We start from the raw sequence: 15,308 nt of genomic DNA, 5'->3' as shown, positions 1-15,308 counted from the left end.
CGCTCCTCTCTTGACGTGCCGATGCGCACCGGTTTTCATGGACACGCCAGCGCGACATCACGAATGTGTCGCATACATCCTGGGAAACCTTGTCCGATCAGTCAGACCTTCCGGTGCCACGACGAAGTGGAGTAGCTGATGACACCTGTTGCCGACGCGACCCGCGGCAGGAGAACGCCCCGGCGGCGCGGGTGGTACGCGGGGGTGGTCCTCGCGGCCGCGGCCGTGCTCGCCGCGGTCACGGCCTGCGGGAACGGCGGGAGCGGGACCGGCGCACAGGGCGAGTTCCGGCCGGTGGACCAGAAGGGCGGGACGATCACGGTCTGGGTGGACTCGACCCGGTTGCCGGCCGCCCAGCTGTACCAGAAGGAACACCCGTCGGTGCAGATGGACATCGTCACCTACGACGGCGACGCCAACGGCTCGAACTACCTGCAGACCAAGGTCAGCCTGTTCAACCGCACCCGGAGCGGGTGGCCGGACGTGGTGTTCAGCTCGCAGAACAACGAGGTCTCGTGGGCGGTGCAGGCGGGGTTCACCGCGCCGCTGAACAAGGGGCTCGTGCCGGAGGCGACGCTGGCGAACTGGGCTCCCGGCTCGAACGATCCGTGCACTGTGGACGGTACGCTGTACTGCCTGCGCAACGACCTCGCCCAGACCGTGCTCTGGTACAACGCCCCGCTCATGCGGGAGTGGGGCTACCAGGTGCCGAAGACCTGGGAGGAGTACCAGGCGCTGGGGCAGCGGGTGGCCACCGAGCACCCCGGCTACCTCGTCGGCACGGCGGGTGACAGCTTCGCCCCGGAGATCTACCTGTGGTCCGCCAAGTGCGGCGCCAACGAGATCACCGGCCCGAAGGCGGTCAAGGTGAACACCACGAGCGCGAACTGCACGAGGATGGCCTCGCTGCTGGACACGCTGATCGCCAACCACACGATGGCCACCAGCAGCGTGTTCAGCTCCGACTTCGACAAGAACGCCGCCGACAAGGTCCTCATGATGCCGGGACCGTCGTGGTTCGGCGGCTCGGTGTTCCAGGAGTCGTTCAAGACGCCGCAGGGGCAGATCGCGGTGGCCCCGTTGCCTCAGTGGGCGGGCGACCCGGAACCGTCCGTGGGCAACGTCGGCGGCGGTACGTGGCTGCTGTCCGCGCACAGCGCGAACCTCAAGGACGCCACCGACTTCCTCACCTGGGTGACCACTTCGGACGCCTACCAGGGGCAGCTCGCGCCGGGCTACCCGGCCTACGCCCCGGCGGCGAAGACCTGGCTCGCGAAGCAGAACGCCGCCGGGTACTACGTGGGTGACATCGCGGAACCGCTCCAGACGGCCGCGAAGCAGGTGTGGCCGGGCTGGGGGTACGGGCAGTTCAGCCAGGAGGCGATCTGGGCCGCGACCGTCACGCCGGGGATGACCTCGGGCAGGTCGATCGTGTCCCTGCTGCCCGACTGGCAGAACGCGATCGTCAACTACGCGCGGTCCAACGGGTACGAGGTCGGGCAGTGAGCACGGCCACGGTGGCCCGCCCGGCCAGGACGTCCCGGCGGCGGACGCGATGGCCGGGCCGGGCCGGGCACCTCTTCGTCTTCGCGTACGTCGTCCTGTTGATCGCGTTCGGGGTCGTGCCCACGCTCTACGCGGTGTACTTCGCGTTCACCGACGCGGGCGACAACTTCGCCGGCTTCGCGAACTTCGCCGAGGCGGCGAGCGACTTCCGGTACCTGTCCGCGGTCGGGCACGTCGCGCTCTACCTGGTGTTCTGGCTGGCCTCGCTGGTGGTGTTCGTGGTCGGGCTGGCGTTGCTGCTGCACCGCCTGCGCTCGGGCGCGGCCAGCCGGACCTTGCGCTTCCTGTACTACATCCCGGGTGCGCTGGCGGGTTCCGCGAGCGTGCTGGTGTGGCTGTTCATGCTGGACCCGTCGGTGAGCCCGGTGAGCTTCCTGTTGCGGGCACTGGGTTTCGACGCGTTCGGCCAGGTCGTGGCGCCGGGGAACCTGCCGGTCCTGTTCACGCTGATCGCGTTCTGGACCGGCGCGGGCGGCTGGATCGTGGTGATGTACGGCGCGCTGAACAACATCTCGCCGGACCTGCTGGAGGCGGCGCGGATCGACGGCGCGGGGGTCTGGCAGACCGCGTGGCGCATCCAGATCCCCTTGCTGCGCAAGTGGATCGTCTACATGGTCATCCTCGCCTTCGCCGGCGGCACCCAGCTGTTCGTCGAACCGCAGCTGCTGTCGCAGGCGAGTGTGGGCGTCGCCGGGCACGACTACTCGCTCAACCAGCTCTCGTACGACTTCGCCTTCCAGAACAACAACGTGAACACGGCCGCGGCCATCTCGGTGGAGCTGCTGGTGATCGGGCTCGCCGTCGCCGGTGTGTTCGTCGCACGATCGGGGTTCTTCGATGCCGACTGACACCAGGGTGCCGACCCGGGCGGCGGAGGCGAGGAGCGGCGGGCGCCCGGTGCCCGCGCGCCCGCGGAGGCACGGCGCGAGGGGACTGCCGAACCCGCTGTCGGCACTGGTGCTCGCGTTGTTCCTCGTCCTCTTCGTGCTGCCGGTGGTGTGGCTGCTGCTGGCCGCGACGAAGACCGACGACCAGCTCGTGCACGGCAGCCCGCTGTCGTTCGGTTCGTGGCGGGCGCTCGCCGACAACTGGCACGCGCTCACCTCGTTCCAGGACAACGCGATCTTCTCGTGGCTGGGCAACTCCGCGGTGTACTCGTCCGTCGCGCTCGTGATCACGTTGTGCGTGGCGGTCCCCGCGGGCTACGCACTGGCGATGATCGAGTTCCGCGGCCGGCGCACGCTGCTCGTCGCGACGCTCGTGGTGATGCTGATGCCCAACGCGACGCTGGTGGTGCCGCTGTTCCTGGAGGTGAACGCGGTGCACCTGATCGGCTCGATGTGGTCGGTCATCCTGCCGTACGCGTTCTACCCGTTCGGCGTGTACCTGACCTACATCTACTTCACCACCTCGCTGCCGCGGGACCTCATCGCCGCGGCGAAGCTCGACGGCTGCTCGCAGTTCGGCGTGTTCCGGCACATCGCGCTGCCGCTGGCCGCCCCGGTCGTGGCACTGGTCGGGTTCTTCAGCTTCGTGGCCAACTGGACCAACTACTTCCTGCCCTACGTCCTGCTGCCCGAGAGCGACCAGTTCCCCGTGCAGGTGGGGCTCGGCACCCTGCTGAACGCGGTGCCGCAGTTCAACCCCACCGTCGGCACCGCCGCCGTGCAACGGCCGGAGCTCGCGCTCGCCACGCTCGTGGCGATCACCCCTGTCCTCCTCGTCTTCCTCTTCTCCCAGCGCTTCCTGGTCGCCGGCATGCTCGCCGGCGCGACCAAGGAGTGACCTCGCCGCGCCACCGCCCCGGAACGGAGAACTCCCCTGATGCTTCCCGCCCTCACGGCCTCGGTCCCGCTGCTCGAACCGCCGGGCTGGGCGATCGCGCAGCGCGAGCTGTTCGACCTGCTCGACCACGCCTGGCGCCGGTTCGGGCGGGACTTCACCGAGCCCGACGGGCGCCTGCGGTACGGCGGCCGCCTGAGCACGCGGGACGGGGTGGACGACTTCTACGAGACGTTCTTCAACTGGCCGCAGCTCTACCTGCTCGGCGGCGCCGACGACCTGCTCGCCGAGTCGGAGCGGCACTGGGAGGGCGTCACCCGGCAGCTGACCGGGCTGGGCATGCTGCGCGAGGAGTACGAACGCGGGTACGACTGGTTCCACCAGGGCGAAAGCCTGCTGCTGCTGTACTTCCTGTGCATGGCGGCGCCGGAGCGGTGGCGGGAGCGGGCGGTGCGGTTCGCCGAGCTCTACGTCGATCCCGCCCACGGCAACTACGACCCCGCGCACCGCATCATCCGGCGTCCCCACAACGGCAGCGACCCTTCGCGCGAGGGGCTTTTCGACGGGGACGCCTATCCCTGGCTGCCGCAGGAAGCGAGGATGTACGGCTATCCGCTGGAGTGGCTGACGAGCAGGGAGCACCCGCCGGGCCGGGATCCGCGGCTGGGCGAGGAAATGCGGCGCCGGATGGGGGTGGGCGACACCGCCGTCAACCTGGCCACGTCCGGGCTCGTGCTCAACGCGTTCCTGCTGACCGGCGACGGGCGTTACCGCGACTGGCTCGCCGAGTACGTGGGAGCGTGGCGGGAGCGCGCCCGCGCCAACAATGGCATCGTCCCCGACAACGTCGCCCCGGACGGCACCGTGGGCGGGCTGCTCGACGGCCGCTGGTACGGCGGGCACTACGGCTGGTCCTGGCCGCACGGCTGGTACAGCGTGGGGCACGCGGCCGTGGTGGCCGCGCTGGCGGCGGCACTGGTCACGGGCGACGACTCGTTCACCGACCTGGTGCGCCCGGCGCTGGACGAGATCATCGGCCACGGCAAGGTCATGGCGTTCACCGAGGCGGATTCCAGCCTCCAGTCGAAGTGGACGGTGCAGCTGCGCGAAGACGTGCACACGCCGACGCTGCACGTCCCCTTCCGGTACGACGACCGGGGCTGGTTCGACTACAACCCGATGCTGATGGGCGTGCCCGCGGCGTTGTGGCACCACACCGCGTCCCCGGAGGACCGGGAGCGCATCGAACGCCTCCGCGCCGCGAGCGGGCACGACTGGCGCACGGTGCGGCCCTTCCGCAGCAAGGAGGAGGCGGGGCACGAGGAGCCGTGGTTCGCCTACCTCGCGGGCGACAACCCGGGTTACCCCGAGCGGATCCTGGCGGCCGCGCAGGCGCAGGTGCGGCACCGGCTGGCGCGGATGGAGCGGTACCGCGGCCGCGACGTCCCCGAGGCGGACATCCACCTGTGGCAGCAGTCGAACCCGGTGGTCACCGAGGCACTGGTCCAGCTCACCTGGGGCGCCCCGCAGGTCGTGTACAACGGGGGACTGCAACAGGCCCGCGTGCGCTACTACGACGCGACCGCGCGCCGTCCCGGCCTGCCTCCCTCGGTCGCGGCGCTGGTGTCCGGGATCGAGCCCGAGGCGACCGTGGTCGACCTGGTCAACCTCGACCCGGAGGCCGCGCGCCCGGTGATCGTGCAGGCGGGGGCGTTCGCCGAGCACCACATCGAGACCGTGGAGCACACCGTGTGCGAGGACCCGTCGTGGGTCGGCGATCTCTACGACTACGGTCACAGCGAGCCGGTCGTGACCTCCGCGCCGGTCCACGTCGGCGGCCCCTGGCTGCGCGTGGACCTGCCGCCGTCCACCCGCGTCCGGTTGACGTTGCGGCTCGCGCTGCGGGCGCGCACCCCCTCCTACGCGACGCCGTTCGACCGGTCCGGAGGTGCCGCGTGAAGCGCCGTCCACTCGGCGGGACCGGGCTGGAGGTCTCGGAGCTCGGTTTCGGCGCCTCTCCGCTGGGACGGTTGCCGCGGGGCGGTGAACGACGGGGCATCGAGGCCGTCCACACCGCGCTCGAACTCGGCATCACGTTCTTCGACGTATCCCCGTACTACGGCGAGACGGTTGCGGAAACGGTACTGGGCAAGGCTTTGCGCGGCGTCGACCGCTCGGCCTACGTGCTGGCGACCAAGGTCGGCCGGTACAGCGACACGGAGTTCGACTTCAGCGCGGAGCGGGTGACCCGCAGCGTGCGGGAGAGCCTCGACCGGCTGGGCACCGACCACCTCGACCTGGTCCAGTGCCACGACGTCGAGTTCGGCGACCTCGACCAGGTGGTGCGCGAAACGATCCCGGCCCTGCGCGCGCTGCAGGAGGACGGCGTGATCGGCGCGGTCGGCGTGACGGGGTACCCCCTGCCCGCGCTCGCGTATGTCGTCGAACGCGCCCCGGTCGACACGATCATCTCCTACTGCCACTACACCCTGCAGAACCGGCGGCTGGCCGCGTGGCGGGACCGGTTCGCGCGCCGGGGCACGGCCGTGATCAACGCGTCACCGCTGGCGATGGGCGCGCTGACCAATCGCGGAGCGCCGTCCTGGCATCCGGCGCCGGCGGAAATCCTGAAGTGTTGCGCGGAGGCGGGTGCGTTGTGCGGGGCGCGCGGCGAGGAGCTGGCCCGTGTCGCGCTGCAGTTCGCGGTGAGCACCGGGGATTTCCCCACCACGCTCGTCGGCGCCGCCGACCCGGAGGAAGTGCGGCGGAACGTCCGTTGGCTTTCCGAGCCGCGTGACGAGGAACTGCTGCGGGAGGTCGAGGCGTGCCTGGAGCCCGTGCGGGACGTTTCGTGGCCCAACGGGCGCCCGGAAAACCAGAACCCCGGGGGAGAGCCGTGAGTGGTCCGGACCTCATCGACACCCACGTGCACTTCTGGGATCCACGGCGGTTGCGTTACCCGTGGCTGGACGAAGTGCCGCAGCTCAACCGGCCTTTTCTGCCGGAAGACTTTCCGGGGCGTGGAGCCGACGTCGTCTTCGTCGAAGCGGGAAGGAGCCGGGGCGACGCCGACGCCGAGATCGGGTGGCTCCGGCGGGAAGCGGAGCGGCACCCGTGGATCCGCGGCGTCGTCGCCCACGCCGAACTCGGAGATCCCGTTGCCACACAACGGTTTCTCGCGGAGTACGCCGACGATCCGTTCGTGCTCGGCGTGCGGCGCAACGTGCAGGACGAGGGCCCCGGCTTCCTCGGCGGACGCGAGTTCCGGACCGGCGTGAGCCTGCTGGGACAGGCGGGATTGCCGTTCGACGCGTGCGTCCGCGCGCACCAGTTGCCGGAGCTGACCGACCTGGCCGCCGCCTGCCCGGAGACGACCCTCGTCCTGGACCACCTCGGAAAACCGTCTCCCGGCGGCCCGGAGTACGGCCGCTGGCGCGAGGACCTGTACCGGCTCGCGCGGCACGGCAACGTGCTCTGCAAGCTGTCGGGCCTGGCGACGGAGACGAGACCGGGCACGACCCGCGCCGTCCTGCGCGACACGCTGCGCGAGGCGCTGGACGTGTTCGGGCCGGAGCGGTGCCTGTACGGCAGCGACTGGCCCGTGCTGACCCTGGCCACCGACCACGACGCCTGGCTCGACCTCGTCCGCGAGGCGCTCGCCGGGTTTCCGGCCGACGCCGTCCTGCACGGCAACGCGGCGCGGACGTACCACGCACGAAAGGACCCGCAATGAGTTCCCACGTCGCCTACTCCGGCGCCCGGACACTCGTCGTCGAAACAGCCGACGCCGTGCCACCGCCGCCGGGGCAGGTGCGGATCGCGGTGGCCTACACCGGGATCTGCGGCACCGATCTGCACATCTTCCACGGCGACATGGACGGCAGGGTCCGCCCGCCGGGCGTGCTCGGGCACGAGATGTCCGGGCGGATCGCGGAAATCGGCAGCGGGGTCGAAGGCTGGCAGGTCGGTGATCCGGTCACGGTGATGCCCCTGCGGTGGTGCGGCGAGTGCCCGGCGTGCCGGGCCGGGCACACGTCGATCTGCCACCGGCTGGTGTTCCTGGGCATCGACGCGCCCGGCTCGATGCAGACCAGCTGGACGGTGCCGGCGGACACCCTGGTGCGGCTGCCCGCGGACCTCCCGCTCGACCACGCCGCGCTGGTCGAACCCACCGCCGTCGCGGTGCACGACGTGCGGCGGGCGGAACTGCGGCCCGGCGAACGGGCGCTCGTCGTGGGCGGAGGGCCGATCGGGCTGCTCATCGCGGTCTTCGCACGGCGGTCCGGAGCGGAGGTCCTGCTGGCCGAGCCGGACCGCTACCGCAGGTCGATCGGGGAGGGGCTGGGCCTGACCGCGCTCGATCCCCGCGACGACGGCTTCACCGCGACGGTGGACGAGTGGACGGACGGCGCCGGGGCGGCGGTGGCCTTCGAGGTCTCCGGTGCGGCGGCCGGGGTGTCGACCGCGGTCGCCGCGCTGGCGACGCGGGGCAGGCTGGTCCAGGTGGCGATCCACCCTGCGCCCCGCGAGGTGGACCTGCACCGGTTCTTCTGGCGTGAGCTGACGTTGCTCGGCGCGCGCCTGTACGACCGCGAGGACTTCACCGCGGCGGTCGACCTCCTCACCGAGGGCGTGATCCCGGCCGCGACCCTGATCTCGCGGGTGGAACCGTTCGGCCGGGCCACGGAAGCCTTCGTGGCGTTGGAAAGTGGTGCGAACGTGGTCAAGGTCCTGATCGACTGCCAGTCCGGTGGGGCGGGGGAGGCACGGTGACCGGGATGTTCGACCTCACCGGGAAACTCGCGGTCGTCACCGGCGCCCGCCGGGGGATCGGGCTCGGGATCGCCGAGGCGCTGGCCGCCGCGGGCGCGGACATCGTCGCCGTCAGCGCGCACCAGGAGACCTCGGGCAGCGAGGTCGAAGCGCGCGTCACCGCGCTCGGCCGCCGGTGCACCGCGCTCACCGCCGACTTCTCGGACCGGGCCGCGGTGGCGGAACTCGCGGCCGGCCTGGCCGATCTGGGGCGGCCGATCGACATCCTCGTCAACAACGCGGGCACCATCGCCCGCGCGCCCGCCGCGGAACACTCCGATGAGGACTGGGACCGCGTCATCAGCGTGGACCTGTCGAGCCAGTTCACGCTGACCCGCGAGGTGGGCGGGCGGATGCTCGAACGCGGCCGCGGCAAGATCGTGTTCACCGCGTCGCTGCTCAGTTTCCAGGGCGGGATCAACGTTCCCGGGTACGCGGCGGCGAAATCCGGCATCGCGGGCCTGACCCGCGCGCTGGCCAACGAATGGGCGGGGCGCGGGGTGAACGTCAACGCGATCGTCCCCGGTTACGTCGAGACGGACAACACCCTGGCCCTGCGCGAGGATCCCGCCCGGTTCCGGGCGATCCTCGAGCGCATCCCGGCCGGCCGGTGGGCCCGCCCCGAGGACTTCGGCGGCGTGGCCGTCTTCCTGGCCTCGGCCGCCTCCGACTACGTGCACGGCGCGCTGATCCCCGTCGACGGCGGCTGGCTCGGGCGCTGAACCCGGCCGGCACCAAACCTCCGGAAAGGACACTGCACCATGCGGTACACCGGCAGAAAAGCGCTGGCGGCGCTGGCCGTCGCGGCAGCGGTGGTGGCACTGACCACGGCCCCGGCGCAAGCCACCGGGACTCCCGGGTTCACGATCTTCGTCGCCCCCGGCGGGGACGACCACGACCGGGGCACTCCCGGCAGGCCGGTGGCCACCCTGGAGAAGGCACGCGAGCTGGCCCGCGGCCTGTCCGCGCGGGGGAACGTCACGGTCGCGCTCGCGGGCGGCACCTACCGGCTGGCCTCCCCGTTGAAGTTCACCAGCGAGGACTCCGGCCGCAACGGCCACACCATCACCTGGCAGGCCCTGCCGGGGCAGACACCCGTCCTGTCCGGCGGGCTGCCGGTGACCGGCTGGGAACAGCACGACCCGGCGGCCGGCATCTACGTCGCGGACGTGCCGAAGGGCGTGGACTCCCGCCAGCTCTACGTGGACGGTGTGTCGGCCCCGCGAGCGGCGATTCCCATCGCCCGGACCGACGTCCAGGTCACGCCGACGGGATTGTCCATTGTGAACCCGGCGCTCGGCTACCTGGCCACTCTGCCCGACCAGGACCGGATCGAGGTGGAGAGCCAGAACTCCTTCACGGACCGGTACGCGCCGGTGGAGAGCATCACCGGGACCACGATCACGATGCGGCAACCGGCCTGGAACAACAACAACTGGGGGTATGACACCCTCGCCCACCCCTTCGCGGGTGGCACGCTGCTGCTGGAGAACTCCTACGCGTTCCTGCAGACCGGGCAGTGGTACCTCGACCCGGACGCCGGGAAGGTGTACTACAAGGCGCCCGCCGGGTGGGACCCGGCACACAGCGACGTCGAGCTGCCGCGCCTGTCCTCGCTGGTCCAGGTGAGCGGCACCCGCACCCGGCCGGTCCACGACCTCGCGTTCCGCGGTCTCCACTTCGAGCACACCACGTGGCTCCAGCCCGGCACCTCGGTCGGTTACGCCAACCAGCAGAGCGGCACGTTCCTCGCCGGCGCCTACCCGCAGCCCGCCGACTTCCTCACCTCGTGCCAGCTGGGCTGCCCGCTGTTCGAGGCCGCGCGCAACAGCTGGCACCAGGTGCCCGCCGCGGTCCAGGTTTCGGCCGCCCGCGACATCTCGTTCACCGGCAACACCTTCGCCCACCTCGGGCAGGTGGCGCTCGGCATCGGCAACGACGCGAACGCCCACGCCTCCGGTGCCGGGCTGGGTGCCTCCCGGATCACGGTGCACCGCAACACCTTCCGGGACGACGCCGGTTCCGGCATCGTCGCCGGCGGCGTCCAGCCCGACGCCCACCACCCCGCCGATCCCGCGATGGCCGACCGGGACATCACCATCACCGACAACCTGGTCACGGACGTCGCGCGGGACTACAAGGACATGGCGGGCGTCCTGACCACCTACGTCACCCACGCCGTCATCGAGCACAACGAGGTGTCCGACCTCGCCTACGACGGCATCGACGTGGGCTGGGGCTGGGGCGCCAACGACCCCGGGGGCAGCCAGGACTACCGCGACCGCGGGCTGTACGACTACCAGCCGGTGTACTCGACGCCCACCACGCTCAAGGACACCGTCGTCCGCTACAACCTCGTGCACGGCACGAAGAAGGTCTTCCACGACGGTGGCAGCATCTACAACCTCTCGGCGAACCCGGGTGCCGTCATCGACCGAAACTACGTCTACGACAACCACGAGACCGTCGGGCTGTACCTCGACGAAGGTTCGCGTTACGTGAGCCTGACGGGCAACGTGATCCAGGACTCCGGCGTCTGGGCGTTCACCAACGCGAGTGCCACCAACAACACGAACGACAACACCTTCCGGGGGAACTGGTACGACACCGGGCTGACGCGCGTCGTGACCGGCGAGCCGCACCACAACGTCCTCGACGGCAACGTGCAGGTCGCTGACGGGAACTGGCCGGCGGAGGCGCGGGAGGTGATGCGCCAGGCCGGCATCGAGCCGGGAAGGGACCCGTCCTGACACCCGGCTTCCGGGTCAGCCCGCCACCGGCCCCGTGGAGTCGCGGACGTTGAGCGTCGTCGCGAGTTCGAGGTGGCGGGAGGCGGGCTGCACGCCGTCGGCCATGCCGAGGACGGTCTCGACGGCCATCCGCCCCATGCCGACGAGTGGCTGGCCGACGGAGGTCAGCCGGGGCGTGGTCCACTGGGCCTGCGGGGTGTCGTCGAAGCCGGTGACCGACAGCTGGGCCGGCACGGGGATGCCGAGTTCGCCGGCCGCCGCGAGCACACCGACGGCGATCTCGTCGTTCCCGGCGACGATCGCGGTCGGCCGGTCCTCGAGCGCCAGCATGGTGCGGCCGTGCTCGAGCCCGGCTTCGACGGAGAACGTGTCGTGGCGGATGAGCGCGCGGTCCGGCGTGACGCCCGCCGCGTGCAGCGCGGCCTGGTAGCCGTGGAAGCGTTCCGCCGAAGGGGCGGAGCCCAGTGGCCCGCCGATCCAGCCGATCCTGCGGTGCCCCAGTTTCAGCACGTGCTCGGTCGCCGAGCGCCCGCCTGCCCAGTTGGTGGAGCCGATGCTGATGATCCGTGAGTCGGTGGTGTCGATCGGGTCGATCGTGACCACCGGCAGCGCCGCCTCCTCCGCGGCGAGGAGAACGGCGTCGGGCACGGCGATGGCGAGCGCGATGATGCCGGAGACGCCCGACGCCTGCGCCTCGGCGACCCACGCGCGGGCCGCCGTACGGCTCGTCGCGGTCCAGTCCGGCGGCGGCAGCCGCAGCAGGAGCTCGGCGCTCGCGGCGGTCGCGGCGACGAGGATGCCCTGGAGAACCGTGCCCGCGTAACGGGATTCCACGATGTCGAGCACGGTGACGAGGGTCCGCTCCCGCTGCGGGTCGCGCCGCCCCGTCGTCGGCTTGTAGCCGAGCTCGGCGATGGCGCCGAGGACGAGGTCCCGCGTGCCGGCCCCCACGTCGCTGCGGCCGTTGAGGACCTTCGACGCGGTCGCCGGCGAGACACCGGCCAGCCGGGCGACGTCCGCGAGCGTGGCCCGCCCGGACCGAGATCGCCGAGTCATCGGCACTCCGTTCTTCCCGAAACTTTTTCGAACCCGGCCTCAGGTTACACAGCGCACAAGGTTGCCGCCTCCCGCCCTCGAAGTCCTTGACGCCCGGCGAGAGAGCCCAGTAACTTGCCACCAGCGTTCGAAAAAGCTTCGAAACAGTTTCGAGTCATCTCAAGGAGGAGGCGGCTCATGAGGCTCCCCGGAAAAGCAAGGTTCCTCGCCGCGGCGCTCGTGCCCGTGCTCGCGCTGGCGGCCTGCGCCAGCGGGCCCTCGGACAGCGGAGGCGGTGACGGCCCGGTGAAACTGACGGTCTGGAGCTGGGACGACACCGTCGCGAAGGCCGTGCCCGGCTTCGAGGCCGCGAACCCGGACATCAAGGTCGAGGTGGTCAACGCGGGCTCGTCGTACGACGAGTACACCGCTCTCGACAACGCGATCCAGGCCGGCTCCGGCGTACCCGACGTCGCGATGTTCGAGTACTTCGCGGTGCCCTACTTCGCCATCCCCGGCAAGCTCGAGGACCTCGGGGGGCACGGCGCCGACAAGCTCAAGGCGGACTACGTCGAGGCGGCCTGGAACGACGTGACGGTCGACGGCAAGGTCTTCGCGCTGCCGTCCGACTACGGCCCCTCGGTCATGTTCTACAACGAGGAGAGCTTCAAGAAGGCCGGGATCACCCAGCCGCCCGCGACGTGGGACGAGTACTACGCCGACGCCAAGAAGATCCGCGCGCTCGGCGGTGAGCACTACATCGCCCAGGACACCGGCGACCTGTTCTTCCTGCTGTCGCTGATCTGGCAGGCCGGCGGGCGGCCGTTCAAAGTGGACGGCAACAAGGTGCACATCGACTTCACCGAGCCCGCCACGACCAGGGCCGTCGCGTTCTGGCAGAAGATGCTCGACGAGGGGCTGCTCAACACCAAGGTCACCGCGTGGTCCGACGACTGGAACCGCACGCTCAACGACGGCAGCCTCGCCTCCCAGATCATGGGCGGCTGGCTGAAGTCGTCGCTGCCGCAGCGCGCGCCCCAGGCCGCCGGCGACTTCCGCGTCGCGCTGATGCCGCAGTGGCAGCCGGGCGCCAAGGTCGGGGCCGAGAACGGGGGCAGCGCCTTCGGCATCCCGGCCGCGTCCGGGCACAAGGACGCGGCGTACAAGTTCCTGGAGTACTTCACGCACGGCGGCGGGCTTTCGTCCCGTGTCGAGGCGGGCGCGTTCGTGCCGAACAAGTCCGTGCTGGAAAGCGCCGACACGCAGAGCAAGGCCGACGAGTACTTCGGCGGCCAGAAGACCGGCCCCGTGCTCGCGGAAGCCTCGGAAATCGTCGCGGGCGGCTGGCAGTACCCGCCGTTCTTCGAGTGGGCCCGGTCGGTCTACGGCGACCTCGTCTCGCAGCTCTACAGCACGGGGAAGGGCTCGCTCGCCGCGATCCTCGAACAGTGGAAGCAGCGGATGATCGCCTACGGCAACGAGCAGGGCTTCCAGGTGGACTGACGGTTCCCCGGCAGGAAGGAGCACCGCGACCATGGTCCACACAGCCACCTTGCCGGCCACGGCGGCCCCGGCCACCACGCGGCGCCGGAAGCGCCGCGGGCGCCAGATCGGGCTGGTGTTCATCGCGCCGTTCGCGCTGTTGTTCACGCTCGTGTACGTCGTGCCGGTGGGCTTCGCCGCCTACCTCAGCCTGTTCCAGCAGAAACTGATCGGGGGCACCAGGTTCACCGGTTTCGCCAACTACGCCAAGCTGTTCCACGACGCCCAGTTCTGGGACAGCGTGCGGCGGGTGCTGGCGTTCACGCTCGTCCAGGTGCCGGTCATGCTGGTCCTCGCGATGGCGCTCGCGCTGGCGCTGGACTCCCGGCGGCTGCACGGGGCCCGGTTCCTGCGGGTGTCGATCTTCCTCCCGTACGCCGTGCCCGCCGTCGTGTCCACGCTGATGTGGGGCTTCCTGCTGGGCGTCAAGTACGGCCTGTTCGGCAGCTTGAACAAGGCCGTGGGCACGGACTTCGACCCCTTCGCGCCGGGCACCACGCTGGTGTCGATCGGGGTGATGGTCACGTGGGCGTTCACCGGTTTCAACATGCTGATCTTCTACGCGGTGCTCAAAGCCGTCCCGCGTGAGCTGTACGAGGCCGCCGCGCTCGACGGGGCGAACGAGTTCCAGGTGGTGTGGCGGATCAAACTGCCTGCCCTGCGCCGGTCGCTGGTCATCGCGGTGATCTTCTCGATCATCGGCACGTTCCAGATCTTCAACGAGCCGCAGATCCTGCCGTCGATGGTGGCCAACAGCGGTATCACCACCCACTACACGCCCAACCTCTACGCCTACAACCTCGCGTTCACCGGCTCGCAGCAGGGCTATGCGGCCGCTCTCGCGCTCGTCATGGCGGCGATCACGATCGCGGTGGCCTACGCCGTCCAGATCAGGGGACTGAAGAATGCCTTCGACAGCTAGCCCGGCGGCCCGCCCGCGGCTGTACACAGTGGACAACCCGAGGAAGAGCGTCACGCTCACCGTGATGACGGGGCTGTTCGCCCTGTACTGCCTGTTGCCGCTGGTCTGGCTGGTCGTCAACGCGACGAAGTCGCAGGCCGACTTCGTCTCCACGTTCGGGCTCGCGCCCGGCCACGGGTTCCGCCTGTGGGACAACGTCGTCGCGGTTTTCCGCTACCAGCACGGGATCTTCTCGCGGTGGCTGCTCAACACGGTGCTGTACGTCGTCGTCGGTGCGGTGGTCTCGACCTTCCTGGCCGCACTCGGCGGGTACGCGCTGGCGAAACTCCGGTTCAGCGGCAAGCGGCTGCTCCTGTTCGTGGTACTGGGCTCGATCGCGGTGCCCGGCATCGCGCTGGCGATCCCGCAGTTCCTGCTCTTCGCGCGGCTCGGCCTCACCAACACGCCGTGGGCGGTGCTGATCCCGAGTTTCGTCAACCCGTTCGGGCTGTACCTGATGTGGGTCTTCGCGGCGGAGGCCGTGCCCACGGAGCTGCTCGAAGCCGCGAAGGTCGACGGCGCGGGGGAGTTCCGGACCTTCGTGCGGATCGCGCTGCCGCTGCTCGCGCCGGCGAGCGTGACGGTCCTGCTCTTCTCGTTCGTCTCGATCTGGAACAACTACTTCCTGCCCCTGATCATGCTCAAGGACCCGGACTGGTACCCGCTGACCATCGGGCTCAACGAGTGGAACAAGCTCGGCTCGACCGCGGGCAACGGCGCGCTGATCCAGAACCTCGTGCTCACCGCCGCGCTGCTGACGATCATCCCCCTGATCGTCGCCTTCCTGAGCCTGCAACGGTACTGGCAGTCGGGCGTGGCGCTCGGCGCCGTCAAGGGGTAGGGCATTCGACTCCGAGCAG

Annotated in this window: 13 protein-coding genes; 12 read left to right on the top strand and 1 reads right to left on the bottom strand. The window is 70.4% G+C overall.

Annotated elements, in window-relative coordinates; all coding sequences use genetic code 11:
• The first annotated feature begins 138 nt into the window (after nt 1-138).
• From BMZ92_RS37840 to BMZ92_RS19155, 9 genes are read left to right on the top strand one after another with little or no spacing between them, the layout of a single operon-like run.
• A complete protein-coding gene (locus BMZ92_RS37840; protein ID WP_218153497.1) occupies nt 139-1,506 on the top strand; it encodes an ABC transporter substrate-binding protein in 1,368 nt (455 codons plus the stop codon).
• The gene (locus tag BMZ92_RS19190; protein ID WP_091509470.1) at nt 1,503-2,414 is read left to right on the top strand and encodes a carbohydrate ABC transporter permease; all 912 of its coding nucleotides are present in this window, start codon (nt 1,503-1,505) and stop codon (nt 2,412-2,414) included. Before BMZ92_RS37840 ends, BMZ92_RS19190 begins: the two co-directional genes overlap by 4 nt.
• Nucleotides 2,404-3,351 (top strand): carbohydrate ABC transporter permease, encoded by a 948-nt coding sequence (locus tag BMZ92_RS19185; RefSeq protein WP_091509468.1) that lies wholly within the window; start codon nt 2,404-2,406, stop codon nt 3,349-3,351. Before BMZ92_RS19190 ends, BMZ92_RS19185 begins: the two co-directional genes overlap by 11 nt.
• A 39-nt stretch (nt 3,352-3,390) precedes the next feature.
• Nucleotides 3,391-5,307 carry a DUF8034 domain-containing protein gene (locus BMZ92_RS19180; protein WP_091509466.1) on the top strand — a complete coding sequence of 639 codons (1,917 nt, stop codon included), beginning with the start codon at nt 3,391-3,393 and terminating at the stop codon, nt 5,305-5,307.
• On the top strand, nt 5,304-6,248 hold the full coding sequence (locus tag BMZ92_RS19175) for an aldo/keto reductase (protein ID WP_091509464.1): 945 nt from the start codon (nt 5,304-5,306) through the stop codon (nt 6,246-6,248). The genes BMZ92_RS19180 and BMZ92_RS19175 overlap by 4 nt, the downstream gene beginning before the upstream one ends.
• Entirely contained in the window at nt 6,245-7,081 is an 837-nt protein-coding gene (locus tag BMZ92_RS19170; protein ID WP_177228770.1) for an amidohydrolase family protein, read from the top strand. The genes BMZ92_RS19175 and BMZ92_RS19170 overlap by 4 nt, the downstream gene beginning before the upstream one ends.
• Nucleotides 7,078-8,121: a zinc-dependent alcohol dehydrogenase gene (locus BMZ92_RS19165; RefSeq protein ID WP_091509460.1), complete on the top strand. Its 1,044-nt coding sequence runs from the start codon at nt 7,078-7,080 to the stop codon at nt 8,119-8,121. Before BMZ92_RS19170 ends, BMZ92_RS19165 begins: the two co-directional genes overlap by 4 nt.
• Before the next feature lie 5 nt (nt 8,122-8,126).
• A complete protein-coding gene (locus tag BMZ92_RS19160) occupies nt 8,127-8,882 on the top strand; it encodes an SDR family oxidoreductase (RefSeq protein ID WP_091509844.1) in 756 nt (251 codons plus the stop codon).
• 39 nt (nt 8,883-8,921) lie between these two features.
• The gene (locus tag BMZ92_RS19155; protein WP_091509458.1) at nt 8,922-10,910 is read left to right on the top strand and encodes a right-handed parallel beta-helix repeat-containing protein; all 1,989 of its coding nucleotides are present in this window, start codon (nt 8,922-8,924) and stop codon (nt 10,908-10,910) included.
• A gap of 15 nt (nt 10,911-10,925) precedes the next feature.
• Here BMZ92_RS19155 and BMZ92_RS19150 read toward each other — a convergent pair whose 3' ends face one another.
• The gene (locus BMZ92_RS19150; RefSeq protein WP_091509456.1) at nt 10,926-11,966 is read right to left on the bottom strand and encodes a LacI family DNA-binding transcriptional regulator; all 1,041 of its coding nucleotides are present in this window, start codon (nt 11,964-11,966) and stop codon (nt 10,926-10,928) included.
• Nucleotides 11,967-12,143: 177 nt separating this feature from the next.
• Here BMZ92_RS19150 and BMZ92_RS19145 point away from each other — a divergent pair, with 177 nt between their 5' ends.
• Genes BMZ92_RS19145 through BMZ92_RS19135 form a run of 3 tightly spaced genes read left to right on the top strand, consistent with a single transcriptional unit; the run spans nt 12,144 to nt 15,289 of the window.
• Nucleotides 12,144-13,448 (top strand): ABC transporter substrate-binding protein, encoded by a 1,305-nt coding sequence (locus tag BMZ92_RS19145; protein ID WP_091509453.1) that lies wholly within the window; start codon nt 12,144-12,146, stop codon nt 13,446-13,448.
• 31 nt (nt 13,449-13,479) lie between these two features.
• Complete coding sequence (locus BMZ92_RS19140) at nt 13,480-14,409, top strand: carbohydrate ABC transporter permease (RefSeq protein WP_091509451.1); 930 nt, start codon at nt 13,480-13,482, stop codon at nt 14,407-14,409.
• Entirely contained in the window at nt 14,393-15,289 is an 897-nt protein-coding gene (locus BMZ92_RS19135; protein ID WP_091509449.1) for a carbohydrate ABC transporter permease, read from the top strand. Before BMZ92_RS19140 ends, BMZ92_RS19135 begins: the two co-directional genes overlap by 17 nt.
• The last annotated feature ends 19 nt before the right edge of the window (nt 15,290-15,308 follow it).

The organism is Amycolatopsis sacchari (genome assembly GCF_900114035.1).
Classification (GTDB): Bacteria; Actinomycetota; Actinomycetes; order Mycobacteriales; family Pseudonocardiaceae; genus Amycolatopsis_E; species Amycolatopsis_E sacchari.
Note: the sequence above shows the minus strand (reverse complement) of the source record. Positions and strands in the feature narration are given on the sequence as shown.

Coding starts and splice junctions, on each gene's coding strand:
- BMZ92_RS19155 (WP_091509458.1), top strand. CDS start 8,922: ATGCGGTACACCGGCAGAAAAGCGCTGGCGGCGCTGGCCGTCGCGGCA.
- BMZ92_RS19135 (WP_091509449.1), top strand. CDS start 14,393: ATGCCTTCGACAGCTAGCCCGGCGGCCCGCCCGCGGCTGTACACAGTG.
- BMZ92_RS37840 (WP_218153497.1), top strand. CDS start 139: ATGACACCTGTTGCCGACGCGACCCGCGGCAGGAGAACGCCCCGGCGG.
- BMZ92_RS19165 (WP_091509460.1), top strand. CDS start 7,078: ATGAGTTCCCACGTCGCCTACTCCGGCGCCCGGACACTCGTCGTCGAA.
- BMZ92_RS19150 (WP_091509456.1), bottom strand. CDS start 11,966: ATGACTCGGCGATCTCGGTCCGGGCGGGCCACGCTCGCGGACGTCGCC.
- BMZ92_RS19145 (WP_091509453.1), top strand. CDS start 12,144: ATGAGGCTCCCCGGAAAAGCAAGGTTCCTCGCCGCGGCGCTCGTGCCC.
- BMZ92_RS19180 (WP_091509466.1), top strand. CDS start 3,391: ATGCTTCCCGCCCTCACGGCCTCGGTCCCGCTGCTCGAACCGCCGGGC.
- BMZ92_RS19140 (WP_091509451.1), top strand. CDS start 13,480: ATGGTCCACACAGCCACCTTGCCGGCCACGGCGGCCCCGGCCACCACG.
- BMZ92_RS19185 (WP_091509468.1), top strand. CDS start 2,404: ATGCCGACTGACACCAGGGTGCCGACCCGGGCGGCGGAGGCGAGGAGC.
- BMZ92_RS19160 (WP_091509844.1), top strand. CDS start 8,127: ATGTTCGACCTCACCGGGAAACTCGCGGTCGTCACCGGCGCCCGCCGG.